Annotated in this window: 18 protein-coding genes; 13 read left to right on the forward strand and 5 right to left on the reverse strand. The window is 67.2% G+C overall.

Annotated features, from left to right (window positions below):
- Nucleotides 1–174 precede the first annotated feature (174 nt).
- The gene (locus AB7O82_RS28020) at nt 175–975 is read right to left on the reverse strand and encodes an SDR family NAD(P)-dependent oxidoreductase (protein ID WP_428547737.1); all 801 of its coding nucleotides are present in this window, start codon (nt 973–975) and stop codon (nt 175–177) included.
- A gap of 168 nt (nt 976–1,143) precedes the next feature.
- Here AB7O82_RS28020 and AB7O82_RS28025 point away from each other — a divergent pair, with 168 nt between their 5' ends.
- The 4 genes from AB7O82_RS28025 to AB7O82_RS28040 all read left to right on the forward strand — a co-directional run bounded on the left by AB7O82_RS28025 (nt 1,144) and on the right by AB7O82_RS28040 (nt 4,012).
- Nucleotides 1,144–1,920 carry an SDR family NAD(P)-dependent oxidoreductase gene (locus AB7O82_RS28025; protein ID WP_428547734.1) on the forward strand — a complete coding sequence of 259 codons (777 nt, stop codon included), beginning with the start codon at nt 1,144–1,146 and terminating at the stop codon, nt 1,918–1,920.
- 15 nt (nt 1,921–1,935) lie between these two features.
- Nucleotides 1,936–2,835: an NAD(P)-dependent oxidoreductase gene (locus tag AB7O82_RS28030; RefSeq protein WP_428547731.1), complete on the forward strand. Its 900-nt coding sequence runs from the start codon at nt 1,936–1,938 to the stop codon at nt 2,833–2,835.
- Complete coding sequence (locus tag AB7O82_RS28035) at nt 2,835–3,524, forward strand: alpha/beta fold hydrolase (protein WP_428547740.1); 690 nt, start codon at nt 2,835–2,837, stop codon at nt 3,522–3,524. Before AB7O82_RS28030 ends, AB7O82_RS28035 begins: the two co-directional genes overlap by 1 nt.
- Nucleotides 3,525–3,601: 77 nt before the next feature.
- The gene (locus AB7O82_RS28040; protein ID WP_428547728.1) at nt 3,602–4,012 is read left to right on the forward strand and encodes a nuclear transport factor 2 family protein; all 411 of its coding nucleotides are present in this window, start codon (nt 3,602–3,604) and stop codon (nt 4,010–4,012) included.
- A gap of 111 nt (nt 4,013–4,123) precedes the next feature.
- Here AB7O82_RS28040 and AB7O82_RS28045 read toward each other — a convergent pair whose 3' ends face one another.
- Together AB7O82_RS28045 and AB7O82_RS28050 are read right to left on the reverse strand one after the other, a co-directional pair.
- Nucleotides 4,124–4,894, reverse strand: coding sequence for an acetoacetate decarboxylase family protein (locus AB7O82_RS28045; RefSeq protein ID WP_428547725.1), 771 nt, complete (start codon nt 4,892–4,894; stop codon nt 4,124–4,126).
- 1 nt (nt 4,895) lies between these two features.
- Nucleotides 4,896–6,005, reverse strand: a complete 1,110-nt coding sequence (locus AB7O82_RS28050) for an LLM class flavin-dependent oxidoreductase (protein ID WP_428547722.1) — start codon at nt 6,003–6,005, stop codon at nt 4,896–4,898.
- A 102-nt stretch (nt 6,006–6,107) separates the two neighbouring features.
- Here AB7O82_RS28050 and AB7O82_RS28055 point away from each other — a divergent pair, with 102 nt between their 5' ends.
- Nucleotides 6,108–6,995, forward strand: a complete 888-nt coding sequence (locus AB7O82_RS28055) for an SDR family NAD(P)-dependent oxidoreductase (RefSeq protein ID WP_428547719.1) — start codon at nt 6,108–6,110, stop codon at nt 6,993–6,995.
- On the forward strand, nt 6,992–8,137 hold the full coding sequence (locus AB7O82_RS28060) for a DSD1 family PLP-dependent enzyme (protein WP_428547716.1): 1,146 nt from the start codon (nt 6,992–6,994) through the stop codon (nt 8,135–8,137). The genes AB7O82_RS28055 and AB7O82_RS28060 overlap by 4 nt, the downstream gene beginning before the upstream one ends.
- Nucleotides 8,138–8,629: 492 nt before the next feature.
- On the opposite strand, the gene AB7O82_RS28065 is transcribed toward AB7O82_RS28060, so the two are convergent.
- Both AB7O82_RS28065 and AB7O82_RS28070 read right to left on the reverse strand, forming a co-directional pair.
- Complete coding sequence (locus AB7O82_RS28065) at nt 8,630–9,799, reverse strand: MFS transporter (protein WP_428547713.1); 1,170 nt, start codon at nt 9,797–9,799, stop codon at nt 8,630–8,632.
- Nucleotides 9,799–10,923: a CaiB/BaiF CoA transferase family protein gene (locus tag AB7O82_RS28070; protein ID WP_428547710.1), complete on the reverse strand. Its 1,125-nt coding sequence runs from the start codon at nt 10,921–10,923 to the stop codon at nt 9,799–9,801. Before AB7O82_RS28070 ends, AB7O82_RS28065 begins: the two co-directional genes overlap by 1 nt.
- Before the next feature lie 95 nt (nt 10,924–11,018).
- On the opposite strand from AB7O82_RS28070, the gene AB7O82_RS28075 reads away from it, so the two are divergent.
- The 7 genes from AB7O82_RS28075 (at nt 11,019) to AB7O82_RS28105 (ending at nt 19,422) form a co-directional block, all read left to right on the forward strand.
- Nucleotides 11,019–12,236, forward strand: coding sequence for a CaiB/BaiF CoA transferase family protein (locus tag AB7O82_RS28075; protein WP_428547707.1), 1,218 nt, complete (start codon nt 11,019–11,021; stop codon nt 12,234–12,236).
- Complete coding sequence (locus AB7O82_RS28080; protein ID WP_428547704.1) at nt 12,233–13,558, forward strand: phospholipase D-like domain-containing protein; 1,326 nt, start codon at nt 12,233–12,235, stop codon at nt 13,556–13,558. Before AB7O82_RS28075 ends, AB7O82_RS28080 begins: the two co-directional genes overlap by 4 nt.
- Nucleotides 13,559–13,686: 128 nt before the next feature.
- Nucleotides 13,687–14,883: an acyl-CoA dehydrogenase family protein gene (locus AB7O82_RS28085; protein ID WP_428547701.1), complete on the forward strand. Its 1,197-nt coding sequence runs from the start codon at nt 13,687–13,689 to the stop codon at nt 14,881–14,883.
- Nucleotides 14,884–15,128: 245 nt separating this feature from the next.
- On the forward strand, nt 15,129–16,325 hold the full coding sequence (locus AB7O82_RS28090; protein ID WP_428547698.1) for an acyl-CoA dehydrogenase family protein: 1,197 nt from the start codon (nt 15,129–15,131) through the stop codon (nt 16,323–16,325).
- Nucleotides 16,326–16,366: 41 nt separating this feature from the next.
- On the forward strand, nt 16,367–17,509 hold the full coding sequence (locus AB7O82_RS28095) for an acyl-CoA dehydrogenase family protein (RefSeq protein ID WP_428547695.1): 1,143 nt from the start codon (nt 16,367–16,369) through the stop codon (nt 17,507–17,509).
- 70 nt (nt 17,510–17,579) lie between these two features.
- Nucleotides 17,580–18,539 (forward strand): AEC family transporter, encoded by a 960-nt coding sequence (locus AB7O82_RS28100; protein ID WP_428547692.1) that lies wholly within the window; start codon nt 17,580–17,582, stop codon nt 18,537–18,539.
- 25 nt (nt 18,540–18,564) lie between these two features.
- Nucleotides 18,565–19,422: a TauD/TfdA dioxygenase family protein gene (locus tag AB7O82_RS28105; RefSeq protein WP_428547689.1), complete on the forward strand. Its 858-nt coding sequence runs from the start codon at nt 18,565–18,567 to the stop codon at nt 19,420–19,422.
- The last annotated feature ends 65 nt before the right edge of the window (nt 19,423–19,487 follow it).

The following is a 19,487-nucleotide window of genomic DNA, read 5'->3' on the forward strand; positions in this document are numbered from 1 at the left end:
GGCCCGCGGGCTACGCGCCCCAAATTGATAATGGGCGGCCGACACGCCCGCGGCCCAAGAAGACTCATGACCCCTCCGCCTGCCTGCGCGAAGCCGAAGCGGCTTCGCTTCGGCGAAGGCGGGTCGCGGATTACCGCGCCACGTCCCAAGCTCTGCCGGGGAAGAGTACGAGCGTCAATTCGCCGTCATGCCGCCGTCGATGACCAACTCGCTGCCGGTGACCCAGGACGACTCGTCCGACGCCAGGTAGAGACAGCCGGCGGCGATGTCATAGGGCGTCCCGAAGCGGCCGAGCGGCGTCGCGGCGATGCGCTGGGCGGCGACCTCGGGGTTGGAATGGCCAGGCTGGGTCATCGGCGTGTCGACGAAGCCGGGATGGACCGAGTTCACGCGGATCCTGTCCGGGGCGTACTGGATGGCGGCGGCCTTGGAGAAGAGGCGCACGGCGCCCTTCGAGGCATGATAGGCGGCGTTGGCGTGGCTGCCGACGATGCCGCAGATCGACGAGATGTTGATGATCGAGCCGCCGCCGGCGCGCTGCATGGCGGGGATCGCCGCCTTGGTGCCGAGGAACACGCCGGTGGCGTTGATCTCCATCACCTGGTTCCAATGCGCCAGCGTCTGGTCGGCCAGCCGCGGCCCGGCGGTCAGGGTGGTCTGGATGTTCTGCCTGGGATCGCGCCCGGAGATGCCGGCGATGTTGCACAGAATGCTGACCCGTCCATGGATCTCCTCGGCAAGGTCAACGATCTTGGCCCATCTCGCCTCGTCGCGCACGTCCTGGCTGAAGAACAGTGCCTTTCCGTCGGCGGCAATGATCTCCTCCGCGACGCGCTTGCCCAGCGCCTCGTTGCTGTCGGTCAGCAGCACCGAGGCGCCGTGACGGGCGAACAGCCGCGCCGTCTCCGCGCCGATGCCGGAGGCGCCGCCGGTCACGATGGCGGCCTTGCCGATCAGTCTCTTGCCCGGTTCCATGATCCCTCCTCGCGTGGCTTCGCGTGATGATGCCAACCAACGGGCCGGGCCGCCATGCCGGGGCCGGGTCAATTCCGCTGCGAGGTCGATCGCCGTGCCGCGAATTGACTCGGAGACAGCGACGCTCAATCGTCGCCTCAACAACGACAAGCCGACAGCGAGGGAACGATGCGCTTCAAGAACAAGGTGGCTCTGATCACCGCGGCGGCGAACGGCATCGGCCGCGCCACGGCCAACATCATGGTCGGCGAGGGGGCGACGGTGATCGCCGTCGACAACAACCAGGGCCGGCTCGACGAGGCCGTGCCGTCGCTTCGTGCCGCCGCCGGCACGTCGGGCGGCAAGGTTCAGGGCATTCTGGCCGACGCTCTCGATGCCACGGTGGTCGACAAGCTGATCGACGAGGTGGCTCGCACGCACGGCTCGATCGACATCCTGGTCAATGCCGTGGGCGGCAGCACGGTGATCGACCGACCGACCGCCACCACCGAGCAGCTCACCCTCGCCGAATGGCAGAAGCTGATCGCCTTCAACCTCGACGCCACCTTCCTGTGTACGCATGCCGTGATCCCGGTCATGAAGCGCCAGCGCAGCGGCAAGATCGTCAATCTGGCGTCGATCGCCGGGCGCGGCCTCAGCTTCAACAGCTCGAGCGCCTATGCCGCGGCGAAGGGCGGCATCATCGCCTTCACCCGCAAGCTCGCCTACGAGCTCGGGCCGGACGGCATCAACGTCAACGCGATCGCCCCCAGCATCACCCTGACCGAACGGATCCGGCCACACTGGGAGAAGCGATCGCAGGCCTCGCAGGCGGAGGAGATCGAGAGGACGCCGCTGCGCCGCGTCGCCGAGGCGGCCGACCAGGCACGCGTGATCTGCTTCCTCGCCTCGGCCGACGCGGACTTCGTCACCGGCCTCACCATCGACGTCACCGGCGGCCTGTAGCAAAGGGAGGGGAGCATGGCTGGAAAGGTCGGATTCATCGGGCTGGGCGCCATGGGCGGGCCGATGGCGCTCAATCTCGTCAAGGCGGGCTTCTCGCTGGTGGTCAACGACATCATCGAGGCGAAGACGAGGCCGCTGAAGGCCAGGGGCGCAACGGTCGCCGACTCGGCCGAGGCGGTGGCGGCCGCCACCGAGCGCACCATCGTCATCGTCGAGACGACGGCGCAGGCCGAGGCGGTGATCGTCGGAAGGCACGGCGTCATCGACGGCGCCCGCGCCGGCCACGTCGTGCTCTGCATGGCCACCATCGATCCGTTCGCCGCCCGCGACATCGCTGACCGGCTGGCGGCGCGCGGCATGGCCATGCTCGACGCCCCGGTGAGCGGCGGCACCGTGCGCGCCCAGTCGGGCGAGCTGTCGGTGATCGTCGGCGGCGAGCGCGCGGTGTTCGACAAGTGCCAGGACCTGTTCTCGGTCATGGGCAGTCGCTCGTTCCATGTCGGGCCGCTCGGCAGCGGCCTCGCCATGAAGCTGGTCAACAACATGCTGGTGCAGGTCAACACCGTGGCCGTGGCGGAAGCCCTGGTGCTGGGTGTCAAGGCCGGGCTCGATCCGCAGACGATCTACGACGTCGTGCGCGTCTCGACCGGCACGAGTGCGGCCTGGGAGATGCGCGTGCCGCGCATCCTCGCCGGCGACTACGAACCGGGGGGCACGATCGACATCTCCTACAAGGACCAGGAGCTCGAGACCGCCTTCGCCAAGCGTCTCGGCGTGCCGGTGCTGCTCGCGAACGTCACTCAGCAGGTCTACCAGATGGCGCGCGCCCAGGGTCTCAACAAGCAGGACGGCGGCGCCGTCGTGAAGGTCTTCGAGCGCCTCGCCGGCGTCTCGGTCAGGGAAGGGAACAAGTGATGACGACATTCGTGCTGCTCCACGGCGCCTACCAGGGCGGCTGGATCTGGAAACCTGTCGCTGAGCGCCTGCGCGCGCAGGGCCATCATGTCCTGGCGCCGAGTCTCGACGGGTGTGCCGAGCGCAAGGGGCAGATCCGGGCCGGCATCACCACCGAGACACACGCCGACGAGGTCGCCGGCCGGCTGTTCTATGACGATCTGAAGGACGTCGTGCTGGTCGGCACCAGCACCGGCGGCATGGTGATGGCGCGCACGGCCGAGCTGGCACGCGAGCGGGTGGCCCGGTTGGTGTTCGCCGATGCGCTGTCGCTGCTCGACGGCGAGGCGCTGCCCGACATCGTCAAGCGGCCGACCGCGGTGGACACCGAGTTCGGCACCGGCCCGTCCCGCCACGATTTCGAGACCCGCCTGTTCGCCGATCTCGATCCGGCGCTGAGGCAATGGGCGATCGAGCGCTGCACGCCGCATCCGATCGCCACCATGCGGGCGCCGGTCAGGCTGGAGCGGTTCTGGAACCAGTCGTGGAACGCCACGGTGATCTGGTGCAAGCGCAGCGCCAACCCGCCGGTCGCCCACCAGCGCCGCTGCGCCGATAGGCTGAAGGCCCGCTGGCACGAGCTCGATACCGGCCACTACCCGATGTTGAGCGAACCGGAGGCGCTGGCGCGGCTGATCATGGCAGGTTGAAAAGGAGGCTGCGGTTTGCGATCCTCCCGAGGTTGCGTAGCGTACTGTGAATTCGACCAGGACGGTGGGAGGGACACATGACGAGCCGCAGCGATATGGAGCAGACCGTGAGAGCCGCCTATGCCGCCCGCGTGAGGGGCGACGTCGCGGCCGCGATGACGTACTTCACCGACGACGCGGTATTCTGCATTCACGGTCGGGGAACCGGAATCCCGGGCCTGTGCGCGCCGGTCGTCGGCAAGCCGGCGATCACGGAGGCGATGGGCCAGCTCGTCGCGGGCTGGCGCTTCGATGACTGGAAGGAGCATTCGCTCCTGGTCGACGGCGACAAGGTCGCCCTTCACTGGACGGCGCGGGCGACATTCACGCCGACCAACAAGAGCGAAGTCCTGAATGTCTTCGACGTGATCACCTTCCGCGACGGCAAGTTCGCCGACTTCCACCAGAGCGTCGACACCGCGATGCTGATGCAACTCTCGGCGGCATAGAGGCTGTCAATGAAGGTCGGTGCTTCGTTTTCCGGACCGCGGGCGTCTCGCCCGCTCATGACTCATGAGTAGAGCGGGCGAGACGCCCACGGTCCGGAAGACGACGACTCGTCATTCGTCGGCACGCGACTCGCGGATGCGGCGCGTGCCCTGGAACACCGGCTTCAGCGGGTCCATCACGAAGCGGATGCGCGGCAGGTCGGTGTCGACCGTGCAGCAGGTGCCGACGATCGGATCGGCAAGCTGCAGGCCCGCGGCGTTCCACGCCGCCGCATCGAAGATCGAGACATGCGGCTTGCCGCGCTCGGCCTTGTAGAAGGTGTATTTCGGATCGACCTGGATCAGCATCGGCTGGGTCTGTCCATCGAGCGGCGCGTTGGCCGCCGTCACCCAGTTGATGTATTGCACGTCGCTGCCGGCCACGGGCTGCGGATCGACCAGCGCGCAGTCGAGGATGGTCTTGCCGCCGCGCGTCACCGTTCCCATGACTCGATCGTGCCGGCGCAGGTACTTCACTTCGCCGGTCTCGACCGGGAAGCCCCAGCGCGTACGTAGTTCCCGGGTCGCGGCGTCGCTGTTCGTCACGGCGCCCAGCAGGAAGCCGCGCGGATGGGCGCCGGCGCGGCTGCCGAGGCGCAGCATGGCGAGATTGAACGGACCGACCGGGCTCTCGGCATATTTCGTGACTGCAAGGATCACGTAGGACGGCAGCGCCGGATGCATCGCCTTCGGCAGCATTCCCTCCGTCGAGCTGCGCGGCACCTCGATGAGAAGCTGCAGCATCTCCGCCTTGGGCAGCGTCCACGCCTCGGTGTCGAGATGCGGCAGGGTCGGCAGCTTGCCGGCAACCGTCGTCAGATCGAGCGTTCCATAAAGCGGCATGTCACTCTCCCGCCGCCGCGGCGACGTTGGCCGGCTTCTTGGCGAACACCGGCATCACTTCCCTTGCGAACAGGCGCAGGCTCGCCATCACCTGGTCCTGCGGCACCACCTCGTTGGCGTTGAGGATGAAGTTGATGCAGTCGACGCCGAGCGATTCCCAGCGCTTCACCGCGCGGATGATGCGCGCTGGATCGCCGTAGGCCATGCCCTCGGTCTGCTGCTCGCTGGCATCCGGCCCGGTGGCGGCGCGGCGCAAGGCCGGCAGCAGGCCGAGCGACTGGTATGACGGCGAGGAAAAGACCTCGCGGGTCGAGATCAGCTGGGTCGCGAGATAGTTGAAGGTGTTGCCGAGCCGCTTGCCCATCTCGACGCCCGTCTTCTCGTCCTCGTGGCAGAACAGGAAGTTGGTCGTCGCCACCTGCTCGTTGACGAAGGCGCCGACCGGCTCGCAGAGCTTTATGCGCCGGCGATACTCCTTGATCTTCTTCTCCTGTTCGTCGAAGCCGGCGAAGGAGAGGCCGAGGCTGCCCAACCCGCGGTCGGCCGCGTCGATCTCGGTGCCGGGGCTGGTGACGGCGACCCACATCGGCGGATGCGGCTTCTGGTAGGGCTTGGGCAGGATGGTGCGCTCCGGCATCGACCAGAACTCGCCCTGGTAGGAGAACGTCTCCTGCATCCACATTTTCGGCAGGCAGCGCACGAACTCGTCCCAGCTCTTCTTGGTGGTGTCGGGATTGGCGCGGAAGCCGCCGAGCTCGGTCCAGGTTGCCGAGCGTCCCGTGCCGACATGCAGGCGGCCGCCCGACAGGATGTCGAGCGTGGCGGTGCGCTCGGCGATCTTGATCGGATGATTGAACTCCGGCACGCAGACGACGATGCCGTGCCCGACCTGGATGCGCTTGGTCACCATGGCGCAGGCGGTGAGGAACAGCTCCGGCGCCGAGCAGTGGGAATACTCCTCGAGGAAATGGTGCTCGACCGCCCAGACATGGTCGAAGCCCAGCTCGTCGGCGAGCTTCACCTGCTCGAGGCAGTTGTTGTAGACCGTGTACTCCTTCTCGGGCGTCCACGGCCGCGGGATCGAGATTTCGTAGAACAGGCCAAACTTCATCGCGCCCTCCCGCAGAGTCGCAAAACGCTAGGCTTGCCCGCCGAGCCATGCAACAGCACCATGCGGCGCCAAGGGCGGCGAGCTTCGGAGGGCGAAATCGAGATGCAGCGACTGGCGGGCAAGGTGGCGATCGTCACCGGCGGGGCGAGCGGCATGGGCCGCGCCACCGTCATGCGCTTCCTCAGCGATGGCGCGAAGGTGGTGGTGGCCGACCTGAACGAGGCCAACGGCGCAGAGACGCTCGCCGCGGCCAAGGCGGGCGGTCATGGCGACAGCGCCACCTTCGTGCGCTGCGACGTCGCCAGCGAGGCCGACATGATGGCCACAGTCGCCGAAGCCGAGCGGCGCTTCGGAAGGCTCGACATCGCCTATCTCAATGCCGGCGTCGGCGGCGCCTTCGGGCCGATCGCCGAGACCAGCGTCGAGGACTGGGATTACACCTTCGCCGTGCTGACCCGCTCGGTGTTCCTCGGCATGAAGCACGCCTCGCAGGCGATGAAGAAGCACGGCCCGGACGGCGAGAAGAGGGGCGGCGTCATCCTGGTCACCGCCTCGATCGCAGGCATGGTCGGCGGCGGCGGCAGTCACGCCTATTCGGCCGCCAAGGCCGCGGTCATCAACCTGATCGAGAATGTCGCGGCCGAGCTCGGCCCGCACCGCATCCGCGTGGTCGGCATCGCGCCCGGCGTGATCTCGACGCCGCTGCTGCATCGCGGCCGGCCCGATCGCTACGAGAAGCAGTTCAGGCACCAGCCGTGGCCCGACCGCGGCGAGCCCGACTGCATTGCCGACGTCGCGGCGTTCCTGTGCTCCGACGATGCCCGTTTCATCACCGGCGAGACCATCAAGGTCGACGGCGGCCTGCTGGCCCAGGGCATCGCCCTGTGGGGCGACAGCCGCGACAATCCCTTCATGCGGACCGCCGGCGTCAACCGCGGCACGACCGGCGAGGCCATGGTCGTGCGCAACCTGAAGGACGAAAGATCATGAGCGAAGCCGAACGTCTTCACCGTCACCTGATCGGCCAGCAGGGCTCGCGGCGCTCGCTGAACACGCCCGCGCTGGTGCTCGACCTCGAGATGCTTGACCGCAACATCGCCGAGATGGCGGCGTTTGCGTCGGCGCACAACGTCAAGCTCAGGCCGCATTCCAAGACCCACAAATCGGCTGACATCGCCCGCCGCCAGATCGCCGCCGGTGCGCTGGGCGTGTGCTGCGCCAAGCTTGGCGAGGCCGAGGCGCTGGGCGAGGCCGGCATCCAGCAGCTGCACATCACCTCGCCGGTGGTGACGCCGCAGGCGATCGCCCGCCTGATCGAGCTCAATGGCCAGGTCAGCGACCTCATGGTCGTGGTCGACCATCCTGCCAATGTCGAAGCGCTGGACGCGGCGGCCGGCAAGGCCGGCAAGAAGCTCACCGTGATCGTCGACATCGACCCCGGCATCCATCGCACCGGCGTCGCCACGCCCGACGGGGTGGTCGAGCTGGTGCGCAAGGTCGTAGGATCGAAGGCGCTGAAGTACGCCGGCGTGCAATTCTATTGCGGCCGCCACCAGCACATCGTGAGCTTCGCCGAGCGCAAGGCGGAGATCGAGGAGCGCACCGAGTACCTGAAGGGCATCGTGGCCAAGCTCGAGGCGGCCGGCCTGAAGCCTGGCATCATTACCGGCTCGGGTACCGGCACGCATTTCATCGACGCCAAGCTCGGCGTCTTCACGGAGCTTCAGGTCGGCTCCTACGTGTTCATGGACCACGACTACAATGTCTGCGACCTGCGCGGCCTCGACAGACCGACCTTCGAGCAGGCGCTGCAGATCGACGCCCGCGTCGTCAGCGCCAATCACGCTGGCTTGGTGACGGTCGATGCCGGCCTGAAGGCGATGGCGACCGAGAAGGGCCCACCGCCGATCCTCAAGGGCGCCGTCGAAGGCTCGACGACCCGCTTCATGGGCGACGAGCACCTCGCGGTCATCGCCCCCGAAGGCCAGGCGTCACCCGGGCACGGCGAGCAGGTGATCCTGGTCCCACCGCACTGCGACCCGACGGTCAACATGTATGAGAGCTATCACGTGGTGAAAGGCGACACGCTGGTCGACATCTGGCCGGTCACGGCGCGGGGGCGGTCGCGTTGAGTGTTTTCCAGTAGGGCAGGATGACTCGCGACGCTCAGCGAGGGGCGTCGCTACGGCGTCGAGCGATCAGTCGTTACGACGGAACGATCAAAGGCCGGCATAGCCCTTCCTGTCACCCTTGGAGGCCCACTCGGAGAAGCAGGCGAACAGGTCGTCTTCTTCCGATGGCGCACGGACAACGCGCACGTCGGCATCGTCAATAACGAAGGCGAGCGCGTCGCCTGGCTTCAGGCCGACTGCGCCGCCCTACGGACGGCTCCGCTCGGGATGACGGTGTTTTACTGATATATTCGAATGCCCTCCCCCAATTACGGGGGAGGGATTGAGGTGTATCACTGGCGTCGACTAAGGTGAGTCGCCTCCCGAGAACAGCGCCGGTGCTCCGTCGTCTCAAGCATGCCGCGAGAGTCCCGACCCATCCCGAGCTCGGTCGCTGCGTCTATCGCGGCTATCTCGCTCGCCGGCGCAAGGCATCCAACGCGACCTGACAGTCTACCGCGTACCGACCACGTAGGTGCCGTTCCAGGTGCGCGCGAGCAGGATGATCGCCGTCATGCCGATGCCGGCCACCACGAACATGCCGAGGAAGGCGCGCTGGCCGTAGTCGGCGTAGAGCAGGCCGGCGAGCTGGAAGATCACCGCCTGCGAGGCACCCGTGCCGAGCGCGTAGTAGACGCTCTGCCCCAGCGCGACGCCTCCTGGCGGCAGGGCGCGCTGGATGAAGGCCATGGCGCCGAGATGGCAGGCGGCGAACGTGCCCGCATGCAGGGCCTGCAGCACGATCAGCGCCGGCAGCTCGGTGGTGAAGGCCATGCCGAGCCAGCGCACCAGGGCGCAGCCCAGCGCAAACGCGATCAGGCCGCAGACGCCGAGCCGCTTCAGGAGCCAGGGGCTCCCCAGCATCAGCAGGATCTCGACGGCGACGCTCTCGCCCCACAGCAGGCTGATGGTGACGTCGTCGATGCCGGCGGCGCGCCAGGTCAGGGTGCCGAAGCTGTAAAGGACGGCGTGACTGGCCTGGCAGAAGCCGGCCGCCATCATGAACAGCAGGAAGGGCCGCGAGGTCAGGAGATCGGTGATCCCGAACGGCGCGTGCTCCCTCCGGTCACTCCCCTGTGCCTCGGCGGGCAGCCACAGCGCGAACGGGACCAGCATCACGATGCCGGCGAAGCTGACGTAGAGGATCCAGGCCGGCCCGTTGCGATCGACCGCGGCGCCGCACGCCACCGTGCCGGCGATGAAGGCTGCCGAGCCCCACGCCCGCAGCCGGCCGTAGTCGATGCCCCGCGCGCGCGTCTCGTTGACCAGGATGCCGTCGTAGAGCGCCAGGGTCGGCGCCCATACGCCGCCCCATACGAGCGTTACCGCCAGGATCGCGAAAAACGTCGTGGCGAACTGGTAGCCGGTCAACAGGATGGTGGCCGAGCCGGCGAGGACCAGGATGACGCCGCGGACGTTGCCGATGCGATGGGCGATCCAGCCGATGGCGAGCATCGCGCCGATGCCCACGAGCTGGCGGCTCATGAACAGCGTGCCGATCTCGGCATCGCTGATGCCCCGATTGCGCAGCCAGACCGGCCAGAAGCTCATGAAGGCGCCGGCGGCGAAGAAGTAGGCGACGCCGTATCCCGAGAGCCGGATCCCCGTGAGCAGGGGCGCCATCAGGCGCCGAACTCGCGTCGCACCTGCTCGGTGTGCTGCCCGACCGACGGCACGTCGCCCAGCCGCTCTGGCTCGCCGGGCCACGAGGCGGCGAGCGCCGGGATGGCGACGTCGCCGCCGGGGGAGCCGAAGACAACGCGCCGGACTTGCGGATGGGTCGACAGGTCCCTGACGCTGCTGACGCGCGCCCAGGCGATCTGGGCAGCGTCGAGCCGGGCGGCGAGATCGGCGAAGCGCTGGGCGCCGAAGCTCGCCTGCACGATGGCGTTGGTGTCGTCGCGCCGCGCGTTGCGCGCCTTGTTGGTGGCGTAGTCGGGATCCTTCTCCAGCCCGGCCTTGTCGAGCACGCCGTGGCACAGCCTCTCGAACTCGCGATCGTTCTGGATCGAGATCAGCACCGGCACGTCGTCCCGGGTCCGGTAGACGCCGTAGGGAGCGATGAAGGGATGGGTGAGGCCGAGACGCGGCCACTCGTAGGCGGCGTAATCGTTGGCCAGCAAGGGCACCGTCATCCATTCGGCCATCGACGAGAACAGCGACACCGACAGCGCGCGGCCCTCGCCGGTCTTCTGCCGGGCGAGCAGGGCTTCCAGGACGGCGGCGTGGGCATACATGCCGGTGCCGATGTCGGTCGCAGAGACGCCGACCCGACCCGGCGCCTCGGCCGTGCCGGTGATCGAGGCGAGGCCGCTCTCGGCCTGCACCAGAAGATCGTAGGCGCGGCGGTCCTTGTAAGGCCCATGGTCGCCATAGCCCGAGATGTCCACTGTGATCAGGCGCTTGTGCCGGGCGCGCATTGCCGCGGAGCCGAAGCCCGCGCGCTCCGCTGCGCCCGGCGCCAGGTTCTGGATCAGCACATCGGCGCGCGCGATCAGGCGGTGCAGCAGGGCGAGATCGTCCTGCTTCTTGAAATCGAGCGTGACCGACTGCTTGCCCCGGTTGAGCCAGACGAAGTAGCTCGACTGGCCGTGGACATAGCCGTCATAGGCGCGTGCGAAATCGCCCTCAGGCCGCTCGATCTTGATCACCCGCGCGCCGGCGTCCGCCAGGCGAGCCGCGCAATAGGGCGCGGCGACAGCCTGCTCCACGCTCACCACCAGCAGACCGTCCAATGCTCCAGCCATGATCGCGCGCTTCTCCTTTGCGGAGGCCAACATGCCTCAGCGCGTGGGGGTATGCCATAGTGCCGTCCCGACCGAGAAGACAGCGAGGAGAGGAAATGCCGGGACCGCTTGCAGGTGTGCGGGTGATCGATCTGACGGCGGTCCTGCTGGGGCCGTTCGCCACGCAGCATCTGGCCGACATGGGCGCCGACGTGATCAAGGTCGAGCCGCCGGAGGGCGATCTGCTGCGCGTATCGGGCGGCTCGATGGGGCGCGACAAGAGCATGGGGCCGATCTACATGGCGGCCAACCGCAACAAGCGCTCGCTCTGCCTCGACCTCAAGAAGCCGGCCGGCTGCGCGGCGCTGAAGGAACTGATCAAAGGCGCCGACCTCTTCATCCACAACAGCCGCCCGCAGGCGATCGAACGGCTGGGCCTGGGCTACGAGGACCTGAAGAAGATCAACCCGTCGATCATCTACGCCTACTCGCTGGGCTACGCGCGCAAGGGACCCTACGGCCACAAGCCTGCCTTCGACGACCTGGTGCAGGGGGTGAGCGGTGCGGCCTCGCTGCAGAGCCGCGTCGACGGCCTGCCGCCGCGCTTCATGCCGAGCCTGATCGCCGACAAGACGACGGGGCTGCATCTCTGCATCGCCGTGCTGGGCGCGCTCTACCATCGCAAGTGCACGGGCGAGGGGCAGATGATCGAGGTGCCGATGCTCGAAACCCTGGCGTCGTTCTGGCTGACCGAGCATCTGTTCGGCGCCACCTGGACGCCCGAACGCGGCGCGATGGGCTACGACCGCATCATCAACAAGTTCCGCCATCCCTTCAAAACCCAGGACGGCTACATCTGCGCGCTGCCCTATACCGACGCGCACTGGCTGACCTTCTTCGAGCTCGCCGGCCGCCCGGACCTGGCCAAGGAGCCGCGCTTCATCGACCGCAACGAGCGCGCCAAGAATTTCAGCGAGCTCTACCAGGTGCTGGCCTCGCTGCTCGAGCATCGGCCGACCGAGGAATGGCTGGAGATGTTCGACAAGGCCGACATCCCGGCGATGCCCGTGCGCACGCTCGAGGAGCTGCTCGACGACCCGCACCTCAGGGCGACCGGCTTCTTCACCGAGCGCGAGCATCCGACCGAGGGACCGATCACCACCTTCGCCAGCCCGCTCGACTTCGAGAAGACCAAGGTCGAGTTCCGCCGCCATGCGCCGCGCATCGGCGAGGACGGCGAGGCGGTGCTGCGCGAGGCCGGCGTGAGCGACGCGGCGATTGCCAAGCTGAAGGCGGAGAAGGCCTTGATCGTGCCGGCGCCGACAAGCTCGTGACGTCCTACATTCCAGGCACGAATTCGGGTCCTTACCCGGCGCGACCCGGCAATCTCGTGCGCCCGCTGATCGACGGCGAGGCGATTGCGCGGCGGCTCGGCGAAGCCGTGGCGTCAGCCAGACACAGCATCTGGCTGACGGTCGCCTTCTGCTCGGACGATTTCCAGTTTCCCGACGGACGCGGCTTCCTGTTCGACGTGCTGGATCGCGCGGCAGCCCGCGGAATCGATGTGCGGTTGCTGGTGTGGCGGCCCAATCCCGAGTATCCGGCCGGCCATCGCGTGTTCGGCGGGACAACGGAACAGCGCGACTTGCTGACGAAGCGCGGAGCGCGCTTCAAGATCCGGTGGGACCGTGCCGCCGGTGTTGGTTGCCAGCATCAGAAGAGCTGGATTATCGACGCCGGCCAGCCGACAGAGACGGCCTTCGTCGGCGGCATGAACCTGACCAGCGTCGCGCTGACTCGACACGACGTCCATGTCGAGGTCACCGGGCCGTCGGCGATGGACGTCTGTCACAATTTCGTCGAACGGTGGAACGAGGCGAGCGAGCGCGACGTGCCCGATGGTAACTGGGCCTGCGACGGGACAGACATTCTGTCTTATCCGAATCGTCCGTCGGCGCCGCGCGGATCGAGCGTCGTACAGATCCAGCGCATGCTCGACCCGAGCCGCTATGCCGCCGATCGTGTCGAGCAATCCATCGTAGAGCAGTACGAGCGCGCCATCGATGCGGCGCGCCGCTCGATCTACGTCGTCAACCAGGCCGTTCCCGTGCCGCGGGTGGCCAGGCCGCTGCTGCGCGCGGCCGAGCGTGGCGTCGAAATTGCCCTGGTAGTGCCGGCGATTCCGGAGAACCATGTCTACAAGGCGCGATTGGATCCGAGCGCCACCGCATGGTTCGAGGGCGTCGAGGCGCTGGCGCGTCATCGATGCTTCACGCTGGCCGCAATCGCGGAGCATCACGCCGGCCGTCGTCGCGCCAGGTATGTCCACGCCAAGATCATGCTGGTCGACGATGCCTGGGCCACGATCGGCTCGTGCAACTTGCACGCCTACTCGCTGGGCGGCAACGCGGAGATGAACGCCTCGATCTGGGACACTGATGTCGTTCGCACCCTGCGCTACAGGCTGCTGGCTCATCATCTCGCGATCGATACCGTCGAACTGGACGATCGGGCGGCGCTGGAATTGTTCAGGAATGTTGCCGGCAGCAATCGCGGCAAGATCGATCGCCGAGAGGGCGATTGGCAGGGTATCGCCTTCGCCCTATCGCCCCATGAATATGCACGCGAAACCGGCCTGAAGGCCGATCTGACGTAAGCCCGCCGTTGCGTAAAGTCGTTTCGCATCACGGCGTCACGAGCCGCAATTCGGTTTGATACCGCTTGTCCCAAACGGCCTCGCGGCTAAACTCCGGCCAAATCGAAAACCCGGCCCGGGAGGGGCACATGGATCTCGCTTTCACGCCTGAGGAACGTCAATTCGCCGACGACGTGCGGGCCTTCGTCCGCGCCAACCTGCCGGCCGACATTCGCGACAAGGTGAAGAACGGCAAGCACCTGATCCGTGACGACTACATGCGCTGGCAGCAGGCGCTGGGGAAGAAGGGCTGGCTGGTCTACACGTGGCCGAAGAAGCACGGCGGCCCGGGCTTCACGCCGGCCGAGCGCTACATCTTCGAGAATGTCTGCGCCGAGGAATACGCGCCGGGCATCATCCCGTTCGGCACCAAGATGGTCGGGCCGGTGATCTACACCTTCGGCAACGACGAACAGAAGCAGAAGTATCTGCCGGCAATCCGCGAGAGCACGGTGTGGTGGTGCCAGGGCTATTCCGAGCCGGGCTCGGGCTCCGATCTGGCGAGCCTGCGAACCAGGGCGGAGAAGCAGGGTGACCACTACATCGTCAATGGTTCGAAGACCTGGAACACGATGGGCCACTGGGCCGACTGGATCTTCTGCCTGGTGCGCACCGATCCCAAGGCCAAGCCGCAGGAGGGCATCTCCTTCCTCCTGATCGACATGAAGACGCCCGGCATCACCGTGAAGCCGATCATCATGGCCGACGGCGGGCACGAGGTGAACGAGGTCTTCTTCGACAACGTGAAGGTCCCGGTCGCCAACCTGGTCGGCAAGGAGAACGAGGGCTGGACCTGCGCCAAGTTCCTGCTCGCCAACGAGCGGCTGGGCATCGCCGCGGTGCCGCAATCCAAGCGCGGCGTCGCGGCGCTGAAGGACATCGCGCGCGCCGAGCGCGAGGACGGCAAGAGCCTGATCGAGAACCAGACCTTCGCCGAGAAGATCGCCGATCTCGAGATCCAGGTGACGGCGCTCGAGTTCACCGAGCTGCGCGTGCTGTCGTCGATGGCGCATGGCGGACAGCCGGGACCGGAAGTGTCGGGGCTCAAGGTGCGCGGCTCGGAGATTCAGCAGCGCATCACCGAGCTCACGCTCGAGGCGGTCGGCGAATATGCCGCTCCGTATCTGCCGGGTCTGCTGTGGCAGGGCTCCAACGAGGCGCCGGTCGGCCCGTCCTACGCCCATCTCGCCGCGCCGCGCTATTTCAATGCCCGCAAGACCACGATCTACGGCGGCAGCAACGAGATCCAGAAGGGCATCATCAGCAAGATGGTACTGGGACTGTGAGAGCCGCGCCGCCCTTCATATCCCTCCCCCGCGATCGGGGGAGGTGGCCCGCAGGGCCGGAGGGGGAGAGGTCAAGTCGAGATTTCGCCGATTTTGACGTCGGAATCAGAAGCATCTCGCCAGCGGCTTTCCCCCTCCGCCCCGTGTGACGGGGCACCTCCCCCGATCAGGCGCTGTTTACAGCGCCACAGGGGAAGGAACATGAGTTGTCTCCACTTCATCCTCTCAACGACGGTCGGTATCAAATGGACCTCGCCCTCGGCTCCGAACACAAGGCCTTCGCCGACGAAGTGCGCGACTTCGCGCGGAAAAACCTGTCGCCCGCCACGCGCGCCAAAACCTTCTCCGGCAAGCATTACGATCGCGACGATCACATGGCCTGGCAGCAGGCGCTCGGCCGCCAGGGCTGGCTCGCCTACACATGGCCTAAGAAATACGGCGGCCCGGGCTGGGACGTGACCCGCCGCTTCCTGTTCGAGAACGTGCTGGCCGAGGAGGGCGCGCCGCGCATCATCCCGTTCGGTGTCAAGATGGTCGGGCCGGTGATCTACACGTTCGGCACGGACGAGCAGAAGGAGCGCTTCCTGCCGGGCATTCGCCAGTCGACCGTGTCGTGGTGCCAGGGCTATTCCGAGCCGGGCGCCGGATCGGACCTCGCCAACCTGCGCACGCGGGCGGTGCCGGACGGCGATCACTACGTCGTCAACGGCCAGAAGACCTGGACTTCGTTCGCCCATTGGGGCGACTGGATCTTCTGCCTGGTGCGGACCAACCCGGATGCCAAGGCGCAGGAGGGCATCTCCTTCCTGCTGATCGACATGAAGACGCCCGGCATCACCGTGCGGCCGATCATCATGCTCGACGGCGCCCATCACGTGAACGACGTGTTCTTCGACAATGTGCGCGTGCCTGTCGCCAACCGCATCGGCAAGGAAGGCGAGGGCTGGACTTGCGCCAAGTTCCTGCTCGCCAACGAGCGGCTGGGCATTGCCGAAGTGCCGGCCTCCAAACGCGGCGTCCGCTCGCTGCGCGACATTGCCCGCCGCGAGCCGGTCGATGGCGCGACCCTGGCTGACGATCCCGTCTTCGTGCGCGGGATCGCCGATCTCGACCTGCAGGTCCAGGCTCTGGAGATGAGCGAGCTGCGCGTGCTCTCGACCATGGCCCAGGGCGGCGCCCCCGGTCCCGAGGTGTCGACGCTCAAGATCAGGGGCTCCGAGATCCAGCAGCGCATCGCCGAGCTCACCATGGAGGCGGTCGGCGAGTATGCCGCACCCTATCAGCCCGCCATGCTGTTCCAGGACACCAACGAAACGCCGGTCGGACCCGACCATGCACCGCCGGCGGCGCCGCGCTATTTCAACATGCGCAAGACCAGCATCTATGGCGGCAGCAACGAGATTCAGAAGAACATCGTGTCCAAGATGGTGCTAGGTCTTTAGGGCGCGGGGCGATAAGACACGGCAGGATTCCGGAGGAAAGAATGGATCTGTCCCTATCCGACGAGCAGAAGCAGCTTCAGGAGGCGGCCGAGCGCTTTGTGCGCGACAAGTACCCGTTCGACGCGCGGCGCAAGATCGCCGCCACCGAGCGCGGCTGGCTGCCCGAGAACTGGGCGCAGTTCGCCGAGCTCGGCTGGCTCGGCATGGCGTTCTCCGAAGAGGACGGCGGCTACGGCGGCGGGCCGATCGAGACCATGATCGTCATGGAGCAATTCGGCAAAGGCCTGGTGCTCGAGCCGTTCCTGCCGACGGTGGTGCTGGGCGGCGGCATGATCGCGTCGGCCGGCAACGCCGCCCAGAAGGAGGCGCTGCTCGCTCCCATGATCGAGGGCAAGAAGCAGTTCGCCTTCGCTTGGCTGGAGCGCCAGTCGCGCTACAACCTCGCCGACGTATCGCTCAAGGCGACCAGGGAAGGCGGCGGCTGGTCGCTCTCCGGCCACAAGGGCGTCGTCTACAACGCACCGTCGGCCGACGACATCATCGTGCTTGCCCGCACCGCGGGCGCGGCGCGCGAGCAGAACGGCCTGACGCTGCTCGTCGTCGACGCCAAGGCCAAGGGCATCACGCGGCGCGACTATCCGACCCAGGATGCGCTGCGCGCCTCGGAGCTCACCTTCGACAAGGTCTCGGTCGGCGCCGACGCGGTGCTGGGCCAGATCGACGGCGCCTTCCCGCTGGTCGAGGCCGCGGTCGACCGCGCCATCGTGGCGCTGTGCGCCGAGGCGACCGGCTGCATGGACGCCATCAACGCGGCGACGCTCGAGTACATCAAGACGCGCAAGCAGTTCGGCGTGCCGATCGGCAAGTTCCAGGTGTTGCAGCATCGCATGGTCGACTGCTTCACCAATGCCCAGGAAGCCCGCTCGATGACCTTGATGGCGTCGCTCAAGATCGACGACAAGGATCCGGTGGTGCGCGCCAAGGCCGCTTCCGGCGCCAAGGTGCAGATCGGCAAGTCGGGCAGGTTCTGCGGCCAGAGCGCGGTGCAGATGCACGGCGGCATGGGCGTCACCGACGAGCTCTCGGTCAGCCACTACTTCAAGCGGCTCACCATGATCGACCTGATGTTCGGCAACCAGCAGCACCACCTGACGCGCTACAGCAACCTCGCCATGGCGGCGTGACTCTCCTGGACCACGGGCGTCCCGCCCGCCTCATGATTCATGAGCGGGCGGGACGCCCGCGGTCCGGAAGATGAACGCCATCCTCGACATCATCGTGCCGGTGTTCGGCACGGTCGCGGTCGGCTGGGCGCTGGCGCGGTCCCGGCTGCTCACCATCGAGGGGCTGCGCGGGCTGACCAACGTCACGTTCTACGCGTTGTTCCCGGCGCTGCTCTTTCGCTCGATGGCCAATGTCCGGCTCGAGACCCTCGAGCTGAACATCCAGCTCGTGTTCTTCGGCGCCAGCCTGCTGCTGTTCTTCCTGCTGATCCCGCTCGGTCGCCTGTTCGGCATGCGATTCGGCGAGCGCGCGGTGTTCGCCCTGGCCGGCACCTTCTCGAACGGCGTCGGCATCGGCATCCCGTTCATCTCCTATGCTCTGGGCGAAGCGGGGCTGGTGCCGCTGTTGATGATCATCAGCCTCAACTCGCTGGTCATGCTGACCTTGGCGTCGTTCCTGCTCGAGATCGGCGTCCAGGGCGGCATGCGCGGCCGCCTGCTCGCCAGGCTCGGCGGTGCGATGGTTACCATGCTGAAGCACCCGATCATTCCGTCGATCTTCGCCGGCCTCGCCTGGGCGGAGCTGACGTCCCTGGTGCCCGGGCTCGCAACGCCGGTCGTGATCGACCGCGTCCTGCAGGCGCTGGCCTTGGCGGCGCCGCCCTGCGGCCTGATCATGGCCGGCGCCTCGCTGGCCCATGTCGGGGTGAAGGAGCACTGGCAGACGGCGGCGGTCGCCACCGTCGCCAAGCTTGCCGTCATGCCGCTGCTGGTCTGGGCGGCGGGCCGCTACCTGTTCACGCTCGATCCGCTGTGGCTCACCGTCGCAACGCTGAACGCGGCGATGCCGGCCGGCGCCAACGTCTACCTGGTGGCGCAGCTCTATCGCACCGGCGTGGGCCTGGCGACCAATGCGGTGGTGATCTCGACCGGCGGCAGCGTATTGACCCTGTCGCTGACGCTGCTATTGCTCGGCGTCCAGGCGCGCTAGGCATTGTCAATCCGGAGGGCAGCACATGACCTGTGATTCCGTGCAGGTTCACAAGCTTACCGGCGGCTGCGGCGCCGAGATTCTCGGCGTCGATCTCCGGTCGATGAGCAACCGGCAATGGGACGAGGTGCAGCACGCCTTCCGCGAGCACGGCGTGGTCTTCTTCCGTGACCAGCAGCTCACGCCCGAGCAGCATCTCGAGTTCGCGCGCCGCTGGGCGCCGATCGACGTCAACCGCTTCTTCACCGCCGTGCAGGGCTATCCCGAGATCGCCGAGGTCCGCAAGGAGCCGGAGCAGAAGACCAACATCGGCGGCGGCTGGCACACCGACCACAGCTACGATCAGGAGCCGGCGATGGGCTCGATCCTGCTGGCGCGCGAGCTGCCGGAGGAGGGCGGCGACACCCTGTTCGCCAATATGTACCGGGCCTTCGAGACGCTCTCGCCGGGGCTGCAGCGCACCCTGGAAGGCATGCGGGCCGTCCACGGCTCGGCGCACATCTTCGGCGCCAAGGGTGTCCACAAGGACAATCCCGAGTCGGCCAAGCGGTTCGCCAACCAGCACCTGGTAGGTGACGACGTCCTCCATCCGGTGGTGATTCGCCATCCGCTGAGTGGCCGCAAGGCGCTCTACGTCAATCCGGGCTTCACGCTGCGCTTCGAGGACTGGACGGTCGAGGACAGCCGGCCGTTGCTCGACTACCTGTTCCGCCATGCCACGCGGCCGGAGTTCACCTGCCGCTTCCGCTGGCGCGAGGGCTCGATCGCGTTCTGGGACAACCGCGCGACCTGGCACTACGCAGCCAACGACTACCAGGGCGAGCGCCGGCTGATGCACCGCATCACCGTCTCCGGCTGCGCGCTGCAGCCGGCGACGGCCTGACGTCGATCCCTACCGCTTGAGCCGCAGCGAGATCTCGGCGACGCCGGTCGCCAGGTTGTAGCCGG

Origin of the sequence: Reyranella sp. (assembly GCF_050185545.1) — a bacterium.
In the GTDB taxonomy this organism is placed as follows: Bacteria; Pseudomonadota; Alphaproteobacteria; order Reyranellales; family Reyranellaceae; genus Reyranella.

Bases quoted from the DNA above. Each gene is read 5' to 3' on its own strand.
- AB7O82_RS28065 (WP_428547713.1), bottom strand. From the start codon at position 9,799: ATGGCGCCCCTGCTCACGGGGATCCGGCTCTCGGGATACGGCGTCGCC.
- AB7O82_RS28025 (WP_428547734.1), top strand. From the start codon at position 1,144: ATGCGCTTCAAGAACAAGGTGGCTCTGATCACCGCGGCGGCGAACGGC.
- AB7O82_RS28105 (WP_428547689.1), top strand. From the start codon at position 18,565: ATGACCTGTGATTCCGTGCAGGTTCACAAGCTTACCGGCGGCTGCGGC.
- AB7O82_RS28020 (WP_428547737.1), bottom strand. From the start codon at position 975: ATGGAACCGGGCAAGAGACTGATCGGCAAGGCCGCCATCGTGACCGGC.
- AB7O82_RS28070 (WP_428547710.1), bottom strand. From the start codon at position 10,923: ATGGCTGGAGCATTGGACGGTCTGCTGGTGGTGAGCGTGGAGCAGGCT.
- AB7O82_RS28055 (WP_428547719.1), top strand. From the start codon at position 6,108: ATGCAGCGACTGGCGGGCAAGGTGGCGATCGTCACCGGCGGGGCGAGC.
- AB7O82_RS28060 (WP_428547716.1), top strand. From the start codon at position 6,992: ATGAGCGAAGCCGAACGTCTTCACCGTCACCTGATCGGCCAGCAGGGC.
- AB7O82_RS28090 (WP_428547698.1), top strand. From the start codon at position 15,129: ATGGACCTCGCCCTCGGCTCCGAACACAAGGCCTTCGCCGACGAAGTG.
- AB7O82_RS28100 (WP_428547692.1), top strand. From the start codon at position 17,580: ATGAACGCCATCCTCGACATCATCGTGCCGGTGTTCGGCACGGTCGCG.
- AB7O82_RS28085 (WP_428547701.1), top strand. From the start codon at position 13,687: ATGGATCTCGCTTTCACGCCTGAGGAACGTCAATTCGCCGACGACGTG.
- AB7O82_RS28035 (WP_428547740.1), top strand. From the start codon at position 2,835: ATGACGACATTCGTGCTGCTCCACGGCGCCTACCAGGGCGGCTGGATC.
- AB7O82_RS28050 (WP_428547722.1), bottom strand. From the start codon at position 6,005: ATGAAGTTTGGCCTGTTCTACGAAATCTCGATCCCGCGGCCGTGGACG.
- AB7O82_RS28075 (WP_428547707.1), top strand. From the start codon at position 11,019: ATGCCGGGACCGCTTGCAGGTGTGCGGGTGATCGATCTGACGGCGGTC.
- AB7O82_RS28095 (WP_428547695.1), top strand. From the start codon at position 16,367: ATGGATCTGTCCCTATCCGACGAGCAGAAGCAGCTTCAGGAGGCGGCC.
- AB7O82_RS28045 (WP_428547725.1), bottom strand. From the start codon at position 4,894: ATGCCGCTTTATGGAACGCTCGATCTGACGACGGTTGCCGGCAAGCTG.
- AB7O82_RS28040 (WP_428547728.1), top strand. From the start codon at position 3,602: ATGACGAGCCGCAGCGATATGGAGCAGACCGTGAGAGCCGCCTATGCC.
- AB7O82_RS28030 (WP_428547731.1), top strand. From the start codon at position 1,936: ATGGCTGGAAAGGTCGGATTCATCGGGCTGGGCGCCATGGGCGGGCCG.